18 protein-coding genes are annotated in these 18914 nt (G+C 30.4%); 3 read left to right on the forward strand and 15 right to left on the reverse strand.

Annotated elements, in window-relative coordinates; genetic code table 11:
• Positions 1–515: 515 nt before the first annotated feature.
• From rpmF to pta, 4 genes are all read right to left on the reverse strand, one after another.
• Entirely contained in the window at positions 516–698 is a 183-nt protein-coding gene (gene rpmF / locus CLOBL_RS11830; RefSeq protein ID WP_009169138.1) for a 50S ribosomal protein L32, read from the reverse strand.
• Between the two features lie 3 nt (positions 699–701).
• Positions 702–1208 (reverse strand): DUF177 domain-containing protein, encoded by a 507-nt coding sequence (locus tag CLOBL_RS11835; protein ID WP_077859223.1) that lies wholly within the window; start codon positions 1206–1208, stop codon positions 702–704.
• Positions 1209–1504: 296 nt separating this feature from the next.
• Complete coding sequence (locus CLOBL_RS11840; protein ID WP_077859224.1) at positions 1505–2704, reverse strand: acetate kinase; 1200 nt, start codon at positions 2702–2704, stop codon at positions 1505–1507.
• Positions 2705–2760: 56 nt separating this feature from the next.
• Positions 2761–3762, reverse strand: coding sequence for a phosphate acetyltransferase (pta, locus tag CLOBL_RS11845; RefSeq protein ID WP_077859225.1), 1002 nt, complete (start codon positions 3760–3762; stop codon positions 2761–2763).
• Between the two features lie 638 nt (positions 3763–4400).
• Here pta and CLOBL_RS11850 point away from each other — a divergent pair.
• Positions 4401–5609, forward strand: coding sequence for a nucleotidyltransferase (locus CLOBL_RS11850; protein WP_077859226.1), 1209 nt, complete (start codon positions 4401–4403; stop codon positions 5607–5609).
• A gap of 84 nt (positions 5610–5693) precedes the next feature.
• A complete protein-coding gene (ylbJ, locus tag CLOBL_RS11855; protein WP_077859227.1) occupies positions 5694–6875 on the forward strand; it encodes a sporulation integral membrane protein YlbJ in 1182 nt (393 codons plus the stop codon).
• Here the strand turns inward: ylbJ and CLOBL_RS11860 are convergent.
• From CLOBL_RS11860 to CLOBL_RS11885, 6 genes are all read right to left on the reverse strand, one after another.
• A complete protein-coding gene (locus CLOBL_RS11860) occupies positions 6855–7397 on the reverse strand; it encodes an ATPase (RefSeq protein ID WP_009169132.1) in 543 nt (180 codons plus the stop codon). The two genes, ylbJ and CLOBL_RS11860, sit on opposite strands and share 21 nt — an antisense overlap.
• An 11-nt stretch (positions 7398–7408) precedes the next feature.
• Positions 7409–7888 carry a pantetheine-phosphate adenylyltransferase gene (gene coaD / locus CLOBL_RS11865; RefSeq protein ID WP_077859228.1) on the reverse strand — a complete coding sequence of 160 codons (480 nt, stop codon included), beginning with the start codon at positions 7886–7888 and terminating at the stop codon, positions 7409–7411.
• A gap of 3 nt (positions 7889–7891) precedes the next feature.
• Positions 7892–8443 (reverse strand): 16S rRNA (guanine(966)-N(2))-methyltransferase RsmD, encoded by a 552-nt coding sequence (gene rsmD, locus CLOBL_RS11870; RefSeq protein WP_077859229.1) that lies wholly within the window; start codon positions 8441–8443, stop codon positions 7892–7894.
• Positions 8444–8575: 132 nt separating this feature from the next.
• A complete protein-coding gene (gene recG / locus CLOBL_RS11875; RefSeq protein WP_077859230.1) occupies positions 8576–10609 on the reverse strand; it encodes an ATP-dependent DNA helicase RecG in 2034 nt (677 codons plus the stop codon).
• A 229-nt stretch (positions 10610–10838) separates the two neighbouring features.
• The gene (locus CLOBL_RS11880; RefSeq protein ID WP_077859231.1) at positions 10839–12485 is read right to left on the reverse strand and encodes a DAK2 domain-containing protein; all 1647 of its coding nucleotides are present in this window, start codon (positions 12483–12485) and stop codon (positions 10839–10841) included.
• A gap of 13 nt (positions 12486–12498) precedes the next feature.
• Positions 12499–12849, reverse strand: a complete 351-nt coding sequence (locus tag CLOBL_RS11885) for an Asp23/Gls24 family envelope stress response protein (protein WP_077859232.1) — start codon at positions 12847–12849, stop codon at positions 12499–12501.
• Between the two features lie 212 nt (positions 12850–13061).
• On the opposite strand from CLOBL_RS11885, the gene rpmB reads away from it, so the two are divergent.
• Positions 13062–13253 (forward strand): 50S ribosomal protein L28, encoded by a 192-nt coding sequence (gene rpmB / locus CLOBL_RS11890; RefSeq protein WP_002579588.1) that lies wholly within the window; start codon positions 13062–13064, stop codon positions 13251–13253.
• A 454-nt stretch (positions 13254–13707) separates the two neighbouring features.
• Here the strand turns inward: rpmB and CLOBL_RS11895 are convergent, their stop codons facing one another.
• From CLOBL_RS11895 to CLOBL_RS11915, 5 genes are all read right to left on the reverse strand, one after another.
• The gene (locus CLOBL_RS11895) at positions 13708–14343 is read right to left on the reverse strand and encodes a thiamine diphosphokinase (RefSeq protein WP_077859233.1); all 636 of its coding nucleotides are present in this window, start codon (positions 14341–14343) and stop codon (positions 13708–13710) included.
• 4 nt (positions 14344–14347) lie between these two features.
• A complete protein-coding gene (gene rpe, locus CLOBL_RS11900; protein WP_077859234.1) occupies positions 14348–14992 on the reverse strand; it encodes a ribulose-phosphate 3-epimerase in 645 nt (214 codons plus the stop codon).
• Complete coding sequence (gene rsgA, locus CLOBL_RS11905; RefSeq protein WP_009169124.1) at positions 14986–15858, reverse strand: ribosome small subunit-dependent GTPase A; 873 nt, start codon at positions 15856–15858, stop codon at positions 14986–14988. Before rsgA ends, rpe begins: the two co-directional genes overlap by 7 nt.
• A gap of 393 nt (positions 15859–16251) precedes the next feature.
• On the reverse strand, positions 16252–18192 hold the full coding sequence (pknB, locus tag CLOBL_RS11910; protein ID WP_077859235.1) for a Stk1 family PASTA domain-containing Ser/Thr kinase: 1941 nt from the start codon (positions 18190–18192) through the stop codon (positions 16252–16254).
• A 2-nt stretch (positions 18193–18194) separates the two neighbouring features.
• Complete coding sequence (locus tag CLOBL_RS11915) at positions 18195–18914, reverse strand: Stp1/IreP family PP2C-type Ser/Thr phosphatase (protein WP_077859236.1); 720 nt, start codon at positions 18912–18914, stop codon at positions 18195–18197.

Raw genomic sequence — 18914 nt, forward strand, 5'->3', positions numbered from 1 at the left:
CATATTTTGCGTCAGGCAAGGAAGTAAATTCTGCTCATAGCGGGTCTATTAGTAATATTTGCTGACGTGAGTAGAGAACCAAAATCTATGATTTTGTGTGAATCACTTACTCAGCGAGCATATGCGAGTCGGGCTTCCTTTATGACACAAAATAGGCAAGCATACTGGTCTGTTATTTTTTTGATTGTGCCTTAAGTAATCAAAGCGGCTAATGCTCTTAAAGGTCATACATGATTAGTCATAGAAAAGACTGCTGGCTTTTCTGTAAAATACTTTTTAGTGATTCATTTAGAATTTATATCCCAAATTATCACTTATACCATATTATTTATTACTATGTAATATTCATATTTATACATATGTAGAACTATTCATTATAGATATTCAACTTATAAATTATTCTTATAAATTAGAATTGATAATTTTAATTTTTTATCTATAAATAAAAATAGTGCTACATATATATAAATATTACTTTCTAAATATAATAAAAGAAAGTCATAAAGACTTTCTTTTTATTTTTCAGAAGCTACAACTTCCTTACCTTTGTAATAACCACAACTCTTACATACTCTATGAGCAAGTTTCATTTCGTGGCATTGTGGACATTCAACTATGCCAGGTAAACTAGCTTTGAAAGTTTGAGATCTTCTTGCTTTTACTTTTGCTTTTCCTGATTTTCTTGCTGGACAACCCATTCATTACACCTCCTTATTATCAAACAAACCTTTTAAGACTTCAAAACGTATATCTACATTTTCTTTTTGGCATGAACATGAAGCATGATTTAAATTGCATCCACATTCTTGACAAAGCCCTTTACAGTCGTTCTTACAAACTCTTTTAATAGGTAAAGTTGAAATAATACTATTTTCAACAATATCTGTGATGTCTAAAACATCATCCATTACAACAATAGCTTCATCATCTTCACTATCTCTATTAGTTGTAAACCTTTCTTCTATATCAATATCTATTGGATAGATAAAGGTATCTAAACATCTGGAACATGTCATTTCTAAATTAGTTTTGATTTTAGCATTTAATATTAATATATCACTATCGGATGAAATCACTCCAATAACTTCACATGGACCTACAGATTTAATCATATCTCCTTCAAAGTCAAATACAGGTATCTCAAAAGTGTAATCAATATTTTTGCTTCTGTCTTTACCTGAAATAATATCAGAAATTTGTACTTTCATAAAATCACAGGACAATAATTTATATAATATACATAAAGTAAACTATATAATATTCTCCATTTTCACTCCTTAGCACATATATTTATAAAACAAACACAACTAATTATATAAATTGAGTTCCAAAAAGTCAAGGCATTTATTATAAATATAGATAAAATTTAGACTTATTACAAACTCATTTATAAGTTATGAATTAAAAATTATGCTGCTCCAGCATGCTTAATTTAAAAGTCCATGTGCCAGAACAGCATAATATTGATTAAACTACATGCGTTTAATTAGAATTTTGCTCATCTCTAAACTAAAGCTAAAGTTTCCTTAGCTATCATTAATTCTTCATTTGTAGGAATTACAAATACTTTTACCTTTGAGTCTGGTGTAGAAATTTCCATACCATCACCAATGTTTTGGTTATCATTTTTCTCTACATCTATTTTTATTCCTAAGAATTCCATGTTAGTTAAAGCTCTTACTCTTACTTCTGGAGCATGCTCACCAATTCCAGCTGTAAATACAATAGCATCTACGCCAGCCATTGCTGCTGCATAAGCACCTATTTGCTTTTTAATTTGGTATCCATAAATGTCCATAGTAAGTAATGCTCTAGGATCATTTCTTTCTTCAACAGCAGCTCTTATATCTCTAAAGTCTGTTCCTAGTCCTGATACTCCTAAAACTCCTGATTTTTTATTTAAAATATCATTTACTTCATCTATTGAATATCCTTTTTCTTTTACTAAGTAAGTAACAATTGCTGGATCTATGCTTCCTGATCTTGATCCCATTATAATACCATCTAAAGGAGTGAATCCCATTGTAGTATCTATAGATTTTCCACCATCAACTGCTGTTACACTTACACCATTACCTAAATGACAAGTAATAGTCTTTAAATCTTCTATGTCCTTCTTCATCCATTTTGCAACTTCTCCAGCTACATACTTGTGAGATGTTCCATGGAATCCATATCTTCTTATATGATCATCTTTATACAATTCATATGGAAGTGGGTACATGAATGCTTTTTCAGGCATAGTTTGATGGAAAGCTGTATCAAATACTGCTACCATTGGAGTTTTTGGCATAAGAGCCTTACAAGCATTGATACCAATTATATTTGGTGGATTATGAAGTGGTGCAAGCTTTGTAAACTCTCCAAGATTTTTAATTACAGTTTCATCAATTACAACTGAAGTTGCATATTTTTCTCCACCATGAACAACTCTATGACCAACAGCAGAGATCTCATCCATAGATTTAATTACACCATGAGCCTCATCAACTAAACTCTTTAATACTAGTTCAATTGCATCTTGATGATCTTTTAATGGTGTTTCAACTATATATTTATCTTTTCCTTCAACTTTTTGAGTTAATATTGATCCATTAATCCCTATTCTTTCAACAAGTCCTTGAGCTAAAGCTTCTTCAGTACTCATATCAATAAGTTGGTATTTTAATGAAGAACTTCCACAATTTATAACTAATACTTTCATATTCTCTCTCCTTTGTCCTTAATAATATTATTCTATTGTCACTTATTTTTTAATTATTACTTAACACTTTGTGCTTGAACTGCTGTTAATGCAACAACATTTACTATATCATCAGAGCTACATCCTCTTGATAAATCGTTAATTGGCTTTGCAAATCCTTGGCAAACTGGTCCTATAGCTGTTGCATTTGCAAATCTTTGAACTAATTTATATCCTATATTACCTGCTTGTAAATCTGGGAATACTAAAACATTAGCCTTTCCTGCAACTTTACTATTTGGTGCCTTTTGTGCTGCTACTTTTTCTACTATTGATGCATCTAATTGAAGTTCACCATCTATATCTAGGTCAGGTCTTAATTCCTTTGCTTTTTGAGTTGCATTTCTAACTTTATCAACAACTTCATGACTTGCACTTCCCATTGTAGAGAATGATAACATCGCTACCTTAGGATCCATATTGCATAAGCTTTTAGCAGTTTCCGCTGTTGCTATTGCTATTGCAGCTAATTCATCTTCATTAGGATTTGGATTAACTGCACAGTCTGCAAATAATAAAGTTCCATTATCTCCATAAGTTGATCCTGGTACTTGCATTATAAAGAAACTTGATACAACTGATACTCCTGGTGCTGTTTTTATAATTTGTAGTCCTGGTCTTAATAAATCTCCAGTAGTGTGAATAGCTCCTGATACCATTCCATCTGCATCATCTAATTTAACCATCATTGTAGCAAAATATAAAGGATCCCTAACTATTCTATCTGCCTTTTCCATTGTCATACCTTTATTTTTTCTCAACTCATAAAAAGCTTCAATATACTTATCTAAATTAGCTGACTCATCTGGATCTATTATTTCAATTCCTGATAAGTCTACATTTAATTCTTTAGCCTTACTATCTATTTCGCTCTTCTTACCTACTAAAATCGGATATGCTAATCCTAACTCATTTACTTTTTGTGCCGCTGCTATATTTCTTTCTTCATTTCCTTCTGGAAGAACAATTTTCTTTTTATCAGATTGTGCTGCTGTCCATATTTTTTTCATAAGGTCCATAATTATTCTTATCTCCTCTCCATACTATCCTATCTCTAATATTACTATACTCCTATATTAGCCGATTTTTCAACATAAATTCTAGATAAAATTGAAGTCTTTAGATTTGCAATAATCTAAATTATCTGATAACAACATTCTAAAATAAGAATATAGGAAAAGTATATTTTTTAACAATTAAATGTTATATAAAATTACTTTTTAATTCTTTATAAAATAACCTTATATATTTTATATTTTTAATAATTAGTATATGGATAACTTCAAATTTTACCCATCACATAATTAAATTTATACTAATAAACACATCAAAAAGCGTTATATATGCTCTCATATTACCATTTTTTCTCTTTAAAGATGTTTACTCTAAAATTCCTCTTTCAAGACAATAATCTGATTTTTCAGAAAATAAGCGTCTAACATTGGAAAAATCAGCAAAGTTTATTTTTTAACAATGCTTTTTTTATTTTTTAACTAGATTTCAATAAAGAATACAACAAATTATATTATTAATATTTATCTATTTTTATATTATGATATACTATCATTATCTTTATAAGTACATTTTGAACAGAATATAATTTTAAGCTATATAATTACTAATATATTATTAACTATAAACTAAATTCAGAAAGGAAATGATTAAAATAATTACAGGAATAATTACTGAGTACAATCCGTTCCATAAAGGACATGCGCATCATTTACAAAAAGCTAAAGCTGATACTAATGCAGATGGTATAATTTGCGTAATGAGTGGCAATTTTATGCAAAGGGGAATTCCAGCAATCATAGATAAATGGAAGAGAGCTGAAATGGCAATAAAAAACGGTGTGGATTTAGTTTTAGAATTACCTTTAGTTTATTCAATTTCTTCAGCTGAACATTTTGCTTTTGGAAGTGTATCGCTCTTAAATTCATTAGGAATAGTTGATTATTTATATTTTGGAAGCGAAGAAGGAAATATTTCTATATTAAAAGACATAGCTAAGACCTTAGCCTCTGAACCTGAAATATATAAAAATCTCTTGAAAGATAATATAAAAATGGGGCTGCCTTTTCATTCAAGCAGAGCAAAAGCACTTAGTGATTATTTGAATTCAAACGTAGTTTCAGCTGTATTATCTAATTCCAATAATATTTTAGGAATTGAATATATAAAAGCTTTAATAGGATTAAACAGCTCAATAGTTCCTAAGACCTTAAAACGAGAAGGTGCTGCTTACAACGATATTAATTTAAATTCAGACTTTTCTTCAGCTACATCAATTAGAAAACATCTTAAAGAAAGACCCTTAACCGAACTAGCTTCCCTTATTCCAGAGGCTAGCTATAATATTTTATACGATTTGCAGTGTAAGAGCTATCCTTTTACTTTTGAAGAAGATATGTTTAAATACATCAAATACAAGTTACTTACAAATGGCAACGCCCTTCTTAATCTCCCTGACGTTTCAGAAGGACTTGATAATAAAATATTATCAGAAATTACAAATGCACATTCTTTAGATGAACTGATCTTGAAATCAAAAAGTAAGAGATATACTTATACCAGAATTAGCAGAATACTTGCTCAATCCTTTTTGAATCTTGAAGAATTTGATTTATTTGAGTTATCAAAAATTCAGGCGCCTTACGTAAGAGTTCTAGCTTTTAATTCTATTGGACAAAATATGTTAAAAGACATCAAGAAAAAAGCAAGCATTGACATAGTTGTTAAAGTTCCAAGAAATAATTTATGTGATCATATGAAAATTGATATACTAGGAACAAAGGCATATTCAATTTTAAATCCTATGTTAAACCCTATGGATGATTATTTAAAAGGCCCTTTCAGGTATGCTTAACTTTAAGTCCCAAAACAGATTTCATATTTAAGTAATATTTAACATAACCACAGGAATATACATATTATTGATTGGAGTGATTTCATGATATATGTTGCTATTTTGTGGTTTTTAATCATTAGCTTAATCATTGTTTTAATTAAACTGCTTAACATTAAAAAAAATATTATAATCTGTATATTAATTTCTATTTTAATAGTTCTGCTGGCTATAAATATAAATGAATGTATCTCAGCTGCTATAGACGGCTGCAAATTGTGGTATAAGTCGATACTACCAACAACATTTCCTTTTGTAGTTATTTGCAATTTATTAATCTATTACGATGGAATAAATCTTTATTCAAAATTTTTAGGTCCTTTAATCTGTAAACCGTTAGGACTTTCAAGAAATTGTTCCTTTCCTATTGTTGCAAGTATTTTATGTGGATATCCACTAGGTGCAAAGTACTGCGTTGACTTATATTCTATGGAGTATATTGACAAAGAAGAATATGACAGACTTTTAAATATAGCTTCTAATGTAGGACCATTGTTTTTAATAGGTTCTGTTGCTGGAACCTTACTTGGCAATATCTCTTTAGGCTATATTTTACTACTTGCCAATTACTTATCACCGTTATTTATAGGATTCATTACAAAGAAAAAGAGGAACTCAATAAACTTAAGTTCCTCGACTCGTCATAAATATGAACCTATAGATTTTGGATCTGCATTAAAAAATGCCGTACAAAACGGAATAAATACTACATTATCAATTGGTGGGTTCATAGTAATTTTTTCCGTAATTATATGTCTCATTAAAAATAGTATTTATATATATAATACAGTTATGCATTTAGAAAAAGTACTTAACTTAGCTTCTGGGACATTATATTCAATCCTTTTAGGAAGCATAGAAATAACAAATGGATGTAGTATAATTTCTAATCTGCAAATTTCTCTTCCTTTAAAGTTAAGCATAATAAGTTTTCTATGTTCTTTTTCAGGGCTAGCTATAATAGCTCAAGTAAGTTCTTTTGTTAATGATACTAAAATTAGTTATAGCAAATACATCTTTCTTAAAGTAATACAAGGAATTTTTAGTTTTATTATAACTTATGTATCACTGAAAATACTACCAACAAGCGTATATACCTCTAATTTAGGAATAACCCCTCACTTTTATTTGTATACATTATTGTTTCCAACCGGCTTACTAATTTTATTAACAGTTTCATTATTTTTAATAACAAAAGTTCTAAAATTATTTATTCATGCTTCGTAATTCTTTTATGTTCTCTTTTATAACAGACGCTGTACCAGTTAGATTAGAATCTATTTCTTTAGCAACTATTTCAAAGCTCTCTTGAAGACCTTTTATTAATCTTACTTTTTGTTCTTCTATTTCATGATCTAATTGACTTAATATTTCATCCGAATAATCTCTTGAGCCTAATCTTATAGCTTTAGCATCTCTTTGTGCTGAAGCTATAATTTCTTCCGCTCTGAGTTTTGCTTCCTTTACAATATCATGTTTTTCAATATTTTGTCTCATCATTGTCATAGTTTCTTTTCGGACAGAATCATATTCTTTTTTAGCTTCATTTAATATCCTGTCTCTTTCACTCATAACCCATTCAGCTTTTTTAAATTGGTCTGGCATATAATTTATTATTTGATCAATAACTTCAATCATTTCTTTTTTATCAACCATAACCTTGCTGCTCATTGGCACTTTTGGTGAATTTTCAACCAAGTCTTGTAAATATTCTAACAGCTCAATAATATTTACATCCATCTTTTCCATAAAAACACCCCTTAGTTATTTATTTTCGATATTATATCCGAAACAATTTCACTTGGAACTAGTCCTTCAATATTTCCGCCAAACTTTGCTATTTGTTTAACACCTGACGAACTAATATGTAAATTTTTAGAAGATGACATCATACATATAGTTTCTATATCAGGAGCTAATTCAGTATTTGCATATGACATTTGCATTTCATATTCATAATCAAAAGTTGTTCTTAAGCCCTTTAAAATTATATTTGTGTCACATTCTTTTAAGAAATTAACTAAAAGTCCATTAAAACTTCTCACTTCAACATTTTTCATATCTTTTGTAGCCTTCTTTATAAGTTCAACTCTTTCATTGGTATCAAAAAGATACTTTTTTTCAACATTTACCAATACTGCTACTATAATTTTATCGAACACTTTAGTCCCTCTCTTTATAATATCGAGATGACCATTAGTTATTGGGTCAAAACTTCCTGGGTATACTGCTACTCTCATTGTTTATTTCTCCTTATAATAGCATACAGTCGTATTTCCATATTTCTTACTCTTAGACAACCTTATGTTCTCATATCCTTCATAAATTTCTTCAATGCTATCTATTTTAGTAACTATTATTCCATCTTCCTTTAACATTTCATTATCCTTTACGATTTTCATTGCCTCTGGAATCATTTCCTTACAATAAGGTGGATCAATAAATATTATATCAAACTTTTTTCCAGTGCCTGCTAATTTTCTGAGCCCTTCATATGCATCAATATTCATTGGAAAACAAAAATCCTGAAACTTAAGATTTTCTACATTTTGCTTTAAAAGCGGAAAAGTATCTGAACTCTTATCAAATAGATAAACCTCATCAGCTCCTCTACTGGCTGCTTCTAAACCTAGACTTCCAGTTCCTGCAAAAACGTCTACAACAACTCCTTCTGGTATATATGATTGAATTGTACTAAACATAGCTTCTTTAACTCTGTCTAGTGTTGGTCTTGTTTCCATTGTAGCTGGAGGTATCAATTTATGTCCTCGTGCTCTTCCTGCTATTATTCTCAAACTTTATTCCTCCTTAGGCATGTGAAATAAGATAACAATTCAAATAGTATATAACACTGAGTTGTTATTCTTTGAATATGCCACAACGCCATATATTTTATATATTAGCACATATATGCATAAAATTTCAATTTAATTAAAACAAATATATTTGCTGCTCTTCTCCAAGTTTTTACTTAATTCATTTATTATTTGTTTATTTAACTCATATTCATTTTGTAACATATTGCTTGCTTCTAATTTAGCGCACCTTAAGATCTTTATGTCTTCATAAAGATTTGCAAGTATGAAGCCTTCATCACCGCTCTGTTTCTTTCCGAACATCTCACCTGCACCTCTAAGTTCTAAATCTTTTTCAGAGATTAAAAAGCCATCACTGCTTTCTGTCATTATCTGCATTCTTTTTTTAGTTATGTTGCTTTTAGCCTTTGCTATTAAGATACAATAAGAAGCGTATTCTCCTCTTCCAACTCTTCCTCTAAGCTGATGCAGCTGAGATAAACCGAATCTTTCTGCATTTTCTATGATCATAACAGACGCATTAGGCACATTTACCCCTACCTCAATTACAGTTGTTGAGATTAAAACATTAATTTCATTATTTTTAAATCTTTTTATTATTTCGTCTTTTTCTATCCCCTTCATTTTTCCATGGAGAATTTCAACTTTTAAATTTTTAAATATTCCACTTGTAAGATTATTATATATGGTTTCCACTGACTTTAATTCTTCTTTTTCATCTTCTTCAATAAGCGGGCATACTATATATACTTGTCTTCCTTTTTTAATCTCATCATAAGCTAAGTCATAAGCTATGTCTCTTTTATCATCCATGTAAAATCTAGTATCTATTTTCTTCCTGCCTGGTGGTAACTCATCGATTATTGATACATCAAGATCTGAATAAAGGTATAAAGCTAAAGTTCTTGGAATAGGAGTAGCTGTCATAACTAAACAATCTGCTCTTTTCCCTTTGTTTATAAGCTTACTTCTTTGTTCAACACCAAACCTGTGCTGTTCATCTGTTACTATTAGTCCAAGCTTTCCAAATTCCACATCATCTTGAAAAAGTGCATGAGTTCCAATTACTAAAATAGGTTCAGATGTCTTTATTCTTTCTTTAATTCTCTTCTTTTCCTTTGCAGACGTACCACCTGTAAGCAGTTCTATTTCTATGTTAAAATCCTTATAAACTTTCTTAGCTTCTTCAAAATGCTGAGCTGCAAGTATTTCTGTTGGTGCCATAAGTGCACATTGATAGCCATTTTTTATTACATTAAAGATAGCTATTAATGCTATAATTGTTTTACCACTTCCAACATCTCCTTGAATCAATCTATTCATAGAAGACTTAGATTTTTGATCTCTTAAAATATCTCTTATAACTCTAGTTTGGGCATTCGTAAGTGGAAATGGTAACTTTTCTTTAAAACTGCTCAGATCCTCTGCCCATTCAAAAAGTATTCCATTTTTATTCTTTTTAAGTTTATATTTTAGCAATAATAGCTTTAATGAATATGTAAACAATTCTTGAAACTTAAGTCTTGTCTTTGCTTTTTCAAGCATCTCTTTATTTTCCGGGAAATGTATGCTTCTTATAGCATCATTCAAAGAAATCAAGTAATATTTATCTAATATGTTCTGTGGCAAGTTCTCTTTTACTTCCACATGTGCTAATATCTCATTTATTAACTTTTCAAATAGCTTATTGCTTATATCACCCTTTAATGGATACTTAGGTATAATTTCGCTTGATAGTGCCTCTTCACACGCAATTGTTGGATTTACAACTTCTAAAGTATTCCCTATTCGTTTGAACTTACCCATCAAATTATATTTTTCACCTATCTTAAAAGAATTTCTTATATATCGTTGATTAAACCATTTTGCATTTACTGTGTGATTATCATATTTAAATTCTATTGTCGTTAATGTTTTTCCTGTCTTTGTCCTTATATCGCTTCTAAATCTCGTTACCTGACATATTAGAATCTGTTTATCTTCTCCTGTAATCTCTTCAAATACAGCATTGCCATCAACAAATTCATAATCTCTTGGGAAATATAACAAGATGTCTAATATATTAAAAATTCCACATCTATTTAATTTCTCAGAAGCTTTTGGTCCTACTCCCTTTAAAGCCGAAATATCACTATATATATCCAAACATTCTCCTCCTTTCTATTAATGAAAAAAGCGGCTGTTTCACGCTTGATAATTGATCATTGTCAGTTTATTGTACACTTCAAATAGTTAAGAGTTATGAATTATTAGTTATGAGTTTAAGGATAAAAATCAAACTTCTTCTTCCTAAAACTCATAATTCATAACTTATAACTCTTAACTATCGGTATCTTCTTCTAAATTTATCTCTAACCAAACCAAAGATCTATATTTATTCTACCGATATTAAATAATAGTAAAGTGGTTGGTTTCCTTTATAAAACTGTATATCTAAATCATCATATTTTTCCTGTAATTCATTTTCAAAGTTTTTAGCTTCCTCATCGCTTACTTCTTCTCCATAATATACAGTAATAAGTTCACTTTCTTCATCTATCATATCATCTAGAACTTTACCTGCAACCTCTTTTTTGTCTTCACCGACTTCTTTTATCTTGCCTTCTACAAGTCCTAGCATATTTCCTTTTTTAATATTTATTCCATCTATTTCAGTATCACGAACTGCATAAGTTACTGAACCTGTTTTAACTTCATCAATTGCGTTTTTTAAATTATTAAAATTCTCTTGAACTTCTGAGTCAAAATTAAACACAGTAGCACATGCTATTCCTTGTGGAATAGTTGTTGTAGGTACTACGAATATATCTTTATCAGATATTTCTGCTGCTTGATTAGCTGCCATAATAATATTTTTATTATTAGGCATTATGAAAATATGTTCAGCATTAATACCATTCACTGCCTCTAAAATATCTTGAGTAGATGGATTCATTGTCTGACCACCTTCAATTACACAGTCAATGCCTAGATCCTTAAATATATTTGATATTCCATCTCCCATTGCAACTGTTATAAATCCATATTTCTTTTTTTCATTATCTGCTTCTTCAGATTGAGCCTTCAAAAGACTTATTTCTTTGTCTTTAGCATTAATTAGGATTTCTCTATGCTCTTCTCTCATATTATCAATTTTAATTTTTGATAATTCTCCTATAGCTACGGCTTTTGATAAAACTAATCCCGGATCATTTGTATGTATATGAACTTTAATAACGTCATCATATCCAACAACAATCATAGAATCCCCGAGAGTTTCTATTTCATCTTGGAAAGCTTTTGCGTGTTTTGCATCACCTAATATTATAAACTCTGTACAATATCCAAACTTAATATCAATTTCTTCTGTAGCCTCAGCTAATGTATTATTAGATGCTCCTGCTGTTATATCTTTTATTTCTGCCTTAATTCCATCCTTTAAAGCCTCAAACATCCCTTGTAGTATGATATACAATCCCATTCCACCTGAATCAACTACTTTTGCTTTTTTAAGTGCTGGTAATAATTCTGGAGTTTTATCTAGCATGTCTTTTGCACTAACTGTTATTTCTTCCATAAGGCTAATCACATCTTTTTTCTCAGATGCTACTGCTGTTTCTGCTGCTGCTCTGATTACAGAAAGTATAGTTCCTTCTGTTGGTCTCATAACTGCTTTATATGCAGATTTAGATCCTTCAAAGAAACCAATAGCAAATTCAACAGCATCAACTTCTTTTTTACCTTCTAAACCTTTTGAAAAGCCTCTTAGTATTTGAGATAATATAACGCCCGAATTACCTCTAGCGCCCATTAGCGCACCTTTAGCTAATCTTTTAGATACTTCCCCTATTGATTCAGTATCTATATTTTCTATTTCTTTGACCGCTGCCTTAAATGTCATAGACATATTAGTTCCGGTATCTCCATCAGGAACTGGAAATACATTTAGTGCATTTACAAAATCACTTTGTTCTAATAATTTGTTGCTAGCATTTACAACCATGTTATAAAAATCATGGCCGTTAATTTTTGTATATTCCATTTAGTTTAACCTCCTAAACTCTAACCGCTTGCACATTTACTGTTATAGATGAAACCTTTAAACCTGTATAGTTTTCAACGCTATAACGAACCTTTTGAATTATATTATTAGATATAACAGATATTTTTGTTCCATATTCAACCATTATGAATAATTCTATCTGTAATTTTTTCTCATCTGTTAATTGTATCTTTACGCCTTTTCCTAAATTTTCTATCCCTATAAGTTCCCAGAATCCTTCACTAGCATTTCTAGAAACCATTCCAACTACACCATAGCATTCCATTGTAGATAATCCTACAATCTTAGCTAATACTTCCTCTGAATAATTTATATTGCCATTTTCGTTTGAAAATCCAACCATTCATATTCCTCCTAAATTCTTATATCTTATTTTATATTCTATATTAGAACAATATTTTATTCAAGTATTCCCCAAATATAGGTAAACAATTTATAAAACAAACTTATAACTCATAATTAATAAATTCTCTTGCCTATTACATTTTCCTATGATATAATTTACTCTGTCCTATTGAAGATGATTATCTTTGGAATATAAGGAGGTGTTTTCTAATGGCAAGAAGATGCGAAATTTGTGATAAGGGTGTTGTAGCAGGTGTACAATACAGCCATTCACATCGTCAATCAAAGAGAACTTGGGCTCCTAACATAAAGAAAGTAAAAGCTTTAGTTAACGGAACACCAAAAACTGTTCATGTATGTACAAGATGCCTTAGATCTGGAAAGGTTCAAAGAGCAATATAGTTCATAATAAAAAATGCAATTGTTATCCCAATTGCATTTTTTGTTTTGCCTTATTATAACTTAGAAGCATTTTCATATCTAAATAAATACAAACATATCCTATGTAGCCTAGCTTTTCTTTCTAAAAAACTTTATTATATTTGATAAAAACTTAGGCAATTTAAAAGCTATTATTTTCATTAATATCCTCCTATAATATTAATATTTAACCCATGACTCCAAATTAAAATTCATGTTATTATATTAATATTCAATTAAATAGAATAATGTTCCTATTTTACAAAAATATTTTATTTACTTCCACTAAAATATTTTTTAATTGACAATGCATAATTTAGGATAAAATTCCTTTCGGAATTTCTTAATTTTTTATTGTTTAGAAAATCTGCAAGCTTTTCTACCTTAATTATTGCAAGTTGTTCATTGTCCATTGTTCATTAATATTTATGTACTATTAGTCAATTGAATGAATAACTAAAATTTCCCCTTCATCGTAGCTAATGTCTATTGGCATATCAATAAACTCATTACATATAGCCCTCGGATCAAGCAAACTCATATCATAACCATCTAAATTGTATTTTGCACCCTTAATACTAAAATTAATGACTTTATCACTTAGTGCATGAAATGAAATATTCTCACCAATTTCACCAGACAAAGTCATCTTACTTTCACCTAGGTATAACCTGTTGTTATCATCGATTATTTCTAAAACCGCTCCTTTTTTCTTAGTCGTTAAAAGAAGACCTATATTACCTAGTGTATGATCTACTCTAGACCCAATTGCTCCAAATAAATATATTTTCTTAGCTCCTCTTTTAATTGCTTCCATTATTGCAATTTCTGTATCTGTATAATCTTTTTCTGGTGGGAACTCTAAAACTTCTTTAGCTTTCAATTTCATTTTATCCAAAATTTCCTTTTTAGCTGAATCAAAATCTCCTAAAAGCAAGTCTGGCGAGATATTATATTTATAAAGACATTCACTACCTTTGTCAGCAGCTATTATGAAATCTACTCCTTCAAGATGCTTTCTCAATAAATTTTCTGAGGGTGGATCTCCTCCACTTATAATTGCTACCTTCAAATTATTACCCCCTTAAGGCTTTTATATTGTCGCTGACTTCTCCACCATTAAATACTGCTGATCCAGCTACAATAACATTTGCACCTGCTTCTATAACAGCTTTCACATTAGACTTATCAATTCCCCCATCAACTTCTATTAATAACGATGGATTAAGTTTATTACTAAGCTCTTTTATTTCTCTAATTTTATCCAAAGAATATGGGATAAATTTTTGTCCTCCAAACCCTGGATTCACAGACATAATTAAAACCATATCTAAACTTGGTATTAAATCTTTAAGAACGCTTGTTGGAGTCCCTGGGTTTAAAGAAACTGCTGCTTTCTTCCCTTTAGACTTAATATAATTAATTGTTCTGTCTATATGTCTATCTGCTTCATGATGGACCGTTATTATATCAGCTCCAGCTTCTATAAATGCATCTATATAATTTGATGGATTCTCTATCATCAGATGCACATCAAATATCTTATTTGTTCTATTTCTTATTGATTTTATAACTGGTAAACCAAAAGATATATTAGGTACAAAGGATCCATCCATTACATCTATATGGATAAAATCTGCTCCTCCCTTATCTATTTTCTCAATGTCCTCTCCTAATTTCGAAAAATCTGCTGATAATATTGATGGTGCTATTTTTACCATTTGTTTTTTTCCTCCTCCATTACTTCCTCTAAAGTTTTCACGTAAAATTCATATCTATACTTATTAATTTCCCCTTGTTCTACAGCTTCTTTTATGGCACAATTTGGCTCTTTATAGTGTAAGCATCCTCTGAATTTACACTTATCATTATACTGAAGAAATTCAGGAAAACAATACTTTAAAGAATCTTTATCCATTAGCTCCTTTATTTCCAATGTAGAAAATCCAGGTGTATCCACTATATATCCATCTGCAACTTCTATAAGTTCACTATGCCTTGTTGTATGCTTTCCCCTGCCAATCTTTTCGCTGACACTTCCAGTTTCCATATGCTCTTTGTTTGAAAGCTTATTGATAAGCGTTGACTTTCCAGCTCCAGATGGACCACATAAAACTGTTATATTCCCTTTAATCTTTTCTTCTAACCGCTCTATTCCTATTCCTTTTTTAGCATTAATATAAAGTACCTCATAGCCTATATCATTTATTCTTTTCTTTATTTCCTCACGTTCCTCTTCAGATACTAAATCTATTTTATTCAAGCAGACTATGACCTCAATATTGTTGTGCTCACATAAAATTAAAAACTTGTTTAATAGCTCAAAATTTATATCTGGATTCTTAATTGCAAAAACAATAAATGCAAGAGATACATTTGCAACTGTCGGCCTTATAAGCTCACTTTTCCTCTCATGTATTTTTTCAATAACTCCTTCTCCATTCTCTATTTTTATTGTAACGTCATCTCCAACCATAGGCTTTATGGCATTATGTCTAAATTTCCCCCTAGCTTTACATTCTATTAAGCCTTCTTCTGTCTTAATATAATAAAAGCCTCCTATTCCCTTTATTATCTTTCCATTCATATTTTCCCTCCATGTTTTATAAAATCTAAAAACCTAAATTTGTATTTCAATAATTCTTTAAAATATTAATATCTATAATCAAAGATTTAATATATAAATACCTAAATATAAAATTAAACTTATACATTTCCTTACTAAATCATATACATATTTATTCTATCTACATTCTATACCTGAAATTATCTCTAAATATAAATAATCTAAAACTATTATATCGAAATTTACAAAAAAATTTACTAATAACCCGCAAATATTTTTTAATAAAATATAATAATTTACATACACCTCAAATTATAAGTCATATATCTAATTCTTACCATGTTGATCGTTACCAATATGATACATATATTATAAAAGGAGAGGTCTTTTATATCAACCTCTCCTTTTACCTTTTTAGTGATTTGTTGTTTTATTTGTTGATGTTTGAGTGCTAGGTCCTTCTACTGGAGATCCTCCTGGAGAATTTGTACTTCCTGGACCTTGTTGTGAATTACTTGCTGTATTACCTTGCCCGCTTTGTGATGTATTTCCTCCACTTTTACTTGGATTGTTATTTGATTTAGTATCTCCTGTATCTCCTGTATCTCCTGGATTAGCTGTTGCAGGAGGTTCTTGTTTTGGCGTATAAGAGCCTACTGTTATAGTAATAGTTGTTCCTGCTTTTTCCTTATCATTACCTGATTGGAACAATACCTTACCATTATCAGTTTGATTTTCAGTTGTTTGATAATTTACAGAGGCCTTTAAGCCTGCATTAGACAATGTACTCTTAGCTCTATCTTCATCAAAGCCCTTTACACTTGGTACCTGAACATATTTAACCTCTGGTCCTTTACTTACGACCACTGTTATCTTATCATCTGCACCAATATCAGCATCCTTCTTTGGTGTCTGACTTATTATTTCATCTTTTGGTATATCATCACTGTAGTCATATGTTATATTTTTATCATCGAGTTTTAAGCCCATAGAATCTAAAATTGTTTTTGCCTGTTCTAAAGTATCCTCTCTAAAATCTGGCATTTTGCTCTTTTCTGTTCCACTGCTTACAATAACCCTAACCTGGCTTTTTTCATTAACCATTGTTCCAGCATCTGGATTCATTTTAGTAATTGTTCCTTCTGGTTTATCACTAGCTTCTTTTCCCGCATTTACCAGTTCTAAATTTAAGGCTTGAAGCTGCTTTGTAGCATCATCAACAGTTTCTCCAGTTACATCTGGCACTTGAACTTGTTTGCTGCTGACTGAACCCGTTTTAAGCATATATGTACCAACACCTATCCCCAGTAATACTAATACTAAAACAGCAACTATACCTATTTTTATTATTTTCTTTTTATTCTTTCCGCTTGATTTTTCATCATCATCATCTTCTTCATAATAATAATCGTCATCTTCATCATCATACTCATCATCTCTAGTATTTTTCACTTCTTCATGTTTTGGTATTTGTTCTGTCACAGCTGACATTATTATAGTATGATCATTTTCATCTTCAGGCTCTATGAGGGCATTAGGATCTTCTTTAATCTTTTCAAGATCTGCAATCATTTCTTTAGCGGTTTGATATCTCTTAATCGGATCTTTTTCCATCGCCTTTAAAATTAGTTGGTTCAGGCTGTCAGGTACTTTTGAATTAATACTTTTAGGCGGCACAACTTCTTCTTGCAGATGTTTTAATGCTATAGTTACAGCAGTGTCTGCTTGAAAAGGAAGCCTTCCTGTAACCATTTCATATAATACAACTCCTAGTGAATATAAATCCGTTCTACAATCAATAAAAGTTCCTTTTGCTTGTTCTGGAGAAAGATAGTGGGCAGATCCCATTATTGTACTAGTATTTGTAATAGTTTCTGAAGAAGAAAATTTTGCTATTCCAAAATCAGTTACCTTCATAACTCCATCTTCAGTTACTAAAATATTCTGAGGTTTAACATCTCTGTGAATTATATTGTTTCTATGAGCACAATCTAGAGCTTTAGCTATTTGAACTGCTACTGATATAGCTGTTTCATAATTCATCTTTCCGACTTGCTTTATTATATCTTTTAAAGTTTTGCCCTTAACATATTCCATTACAATGTAGTTTATCTCCTCTTGAGTTCCTACATCCAATATATTTACTATATTATTGTCAGATAGGGTTGCAATGGCGGTTGCTTCACCTTTAAACTTCTCTACTATGCTGGGATTATCACAAAACTCATTTTTTAGAATCTTTACTGCAACAAAACGATTTAATTTATTATCTCTCGCTTTAAATACCTCTGACATGCCTCCTTCCCCTATTTTTTCTAACAACTCGTATCTGTTTCCAAGTACAATTCCATCCATACTTATATCTCTCCTCCAAACAACAATACTGTTATATTATCTCTGCCGCCTTTTTCCTTTGCCAAATATACTAATCTGTCAGCCATACTCACATAATCCTTTTCCTCCATGACAATTTGTAGAATTTCTTCTTTTGTCACTTCATTAGTTAATCCATCCGAACATAGTATATACAAATCATATTCATCTTTTTTAAGCTCGAACACATCAACATTTACACTACTTGATGTTCCCAAAGCTCTCGTAATAATATTTTTCTTTGGGTGGTTCTCAGCTTCCTCTTCACTTATACTTCCATTATCAACAAGTTCTTGCACTAAGGAATGATCCTTTGTAATCTTTTTAATTTCATTGTTCTTAATTGCTAAGCAACAACTATCTCCTACGTTTGCAACATGTATGAATTTTTCAGTTACAAGACAAGCTGTAACTGTAGTCCCCATGCCATTTAAATTTTCATTGGTATTAGAAAAATCAAATATATCTCTATTTACCTTTTCAATAGCTTCAACAATCAAACCTTCCAACTCGCTGGAAGAAAATTTTTCATTTATATAATTTACGATTCGTACGGCAGCCATTTCACTTGCAACTTCTCCTGCATTATGTCCACCCATGCCATCTGCAACCACGTAAATTTTAAATTCATCTTTTTCTAAATACAAAGCATAATCTTCATTTAAAGTTCTTTTTAATCCTACATCACTAACTAAGCCTACCAT

This window comes from Clostridium sp. BL-8 (assembly GCF_002006495.1).
Taxonomy (GTDB): Bacteria; Bacillota; Clostridia; order Clostridiales; family Clostridiaceae; genus Clostridium.

Bases quoted from the DNA above. Each gene is read 5' to 3' on its own strand.
- rpmF (WP_009169138.1), bottom strand. From the start codon at position 698: ATGGGTTGTCCAGCAAGAAAATCAGGAAAAGCAAAAGTAAAAGCAAGA.
- CLOBL_RS11835 (WP_077859223.1), bottom strand. From the start codon at position 1,208: ATGAAAGTACAAATTTCTGATATTATTTCAGGTAAAGACAGAAGCAAA.
- CLOBL_RS11840 (WP_077859224.1), bottom strand. From the start codon at position 2,704: ATGAAAGTATTAGTTATAAATTGTGGAAGTTCTTCATTAAAATACCAA.
- pta (WP_077859225.1), bottom strand. From the start codon at position 3,762: ATGGACCTTATGAAAAAAATATGGACAGCAGCACAATCTGATAAAAAG.
- CLOBL_RS11850 (WP_077859226.1), top strand. From the start codon at position 4,401: ATGATTAAAATAATTACAGGAATAATTACTGAGTACAATCCGTTCCAT.
- ylbJ (WP_077859227.1), top strand. From the start codon at position 5,694: ATGATATATGTTGCTATTTTGTGGTTTTTAATCATTAGCTTAATCATT.
- CLOBL_RS11860 (WP_009169132.1), bottom strand. From the start codon at position 7,397: ATGGAAAAGATGGATGTAAATATTATTGAGCTGTTAGAATATTTACAA.
- coaD (WP_077859228.1), bottom strand. From the start codon at position 7,888: ATGAGAGTAGCAGTATACCCAGGAAGTTTTGACCCAATAACTAATGGT.
- CLOBL_RS11880 (WP_077859231.1), bottom strand. From the start codon at position 12,485: ATGGAATATACAAAAATTAACGGCCATGATTTTTATAACATGGTTGTA.
- CLOBL_RS11885 (WP_077859232.1), bottom strand. From the start codon at position 12,849: ATGGTTGGATTTTCAAACGAAAATGGCAATATAAATTATTCAGAGGAA.
- rpmB (WP_002579588.1), top strand. From the start codon at position 13,062: ATGGCAAGAAGATGCGAAATTTGTGATAAGGGTGTTGTAGCAGGTGTA.
- rpe (WP_077859234.1), bottom strand. From the start codon at position 14,992: ATGGTAAAAATAGCACCATCAATATTATCAGCAGATTTTTCGAAATTA.
- rsgA (WP_009169124.1), bottom strand. From the start codon at position 15,858: ATGAATGGAAAGATAATAAAGGGAATAGGAGGCTTTTATTATATTAAG.
- pknB (WP_077859235.1), bottom strand. From the start codon at position 18,192: ATGGATGGAATTGTACTTGGAAACAGATACGAGTTGTTAGAAAAAATA.
- CLOBL_RS11915 (WP_077859236.1), bottom strand. From the start codon at position 18,914: ATGGTAGGCTTAGTTAGTGATGTAGGATTAAAAAGAACTTTAAATGAA.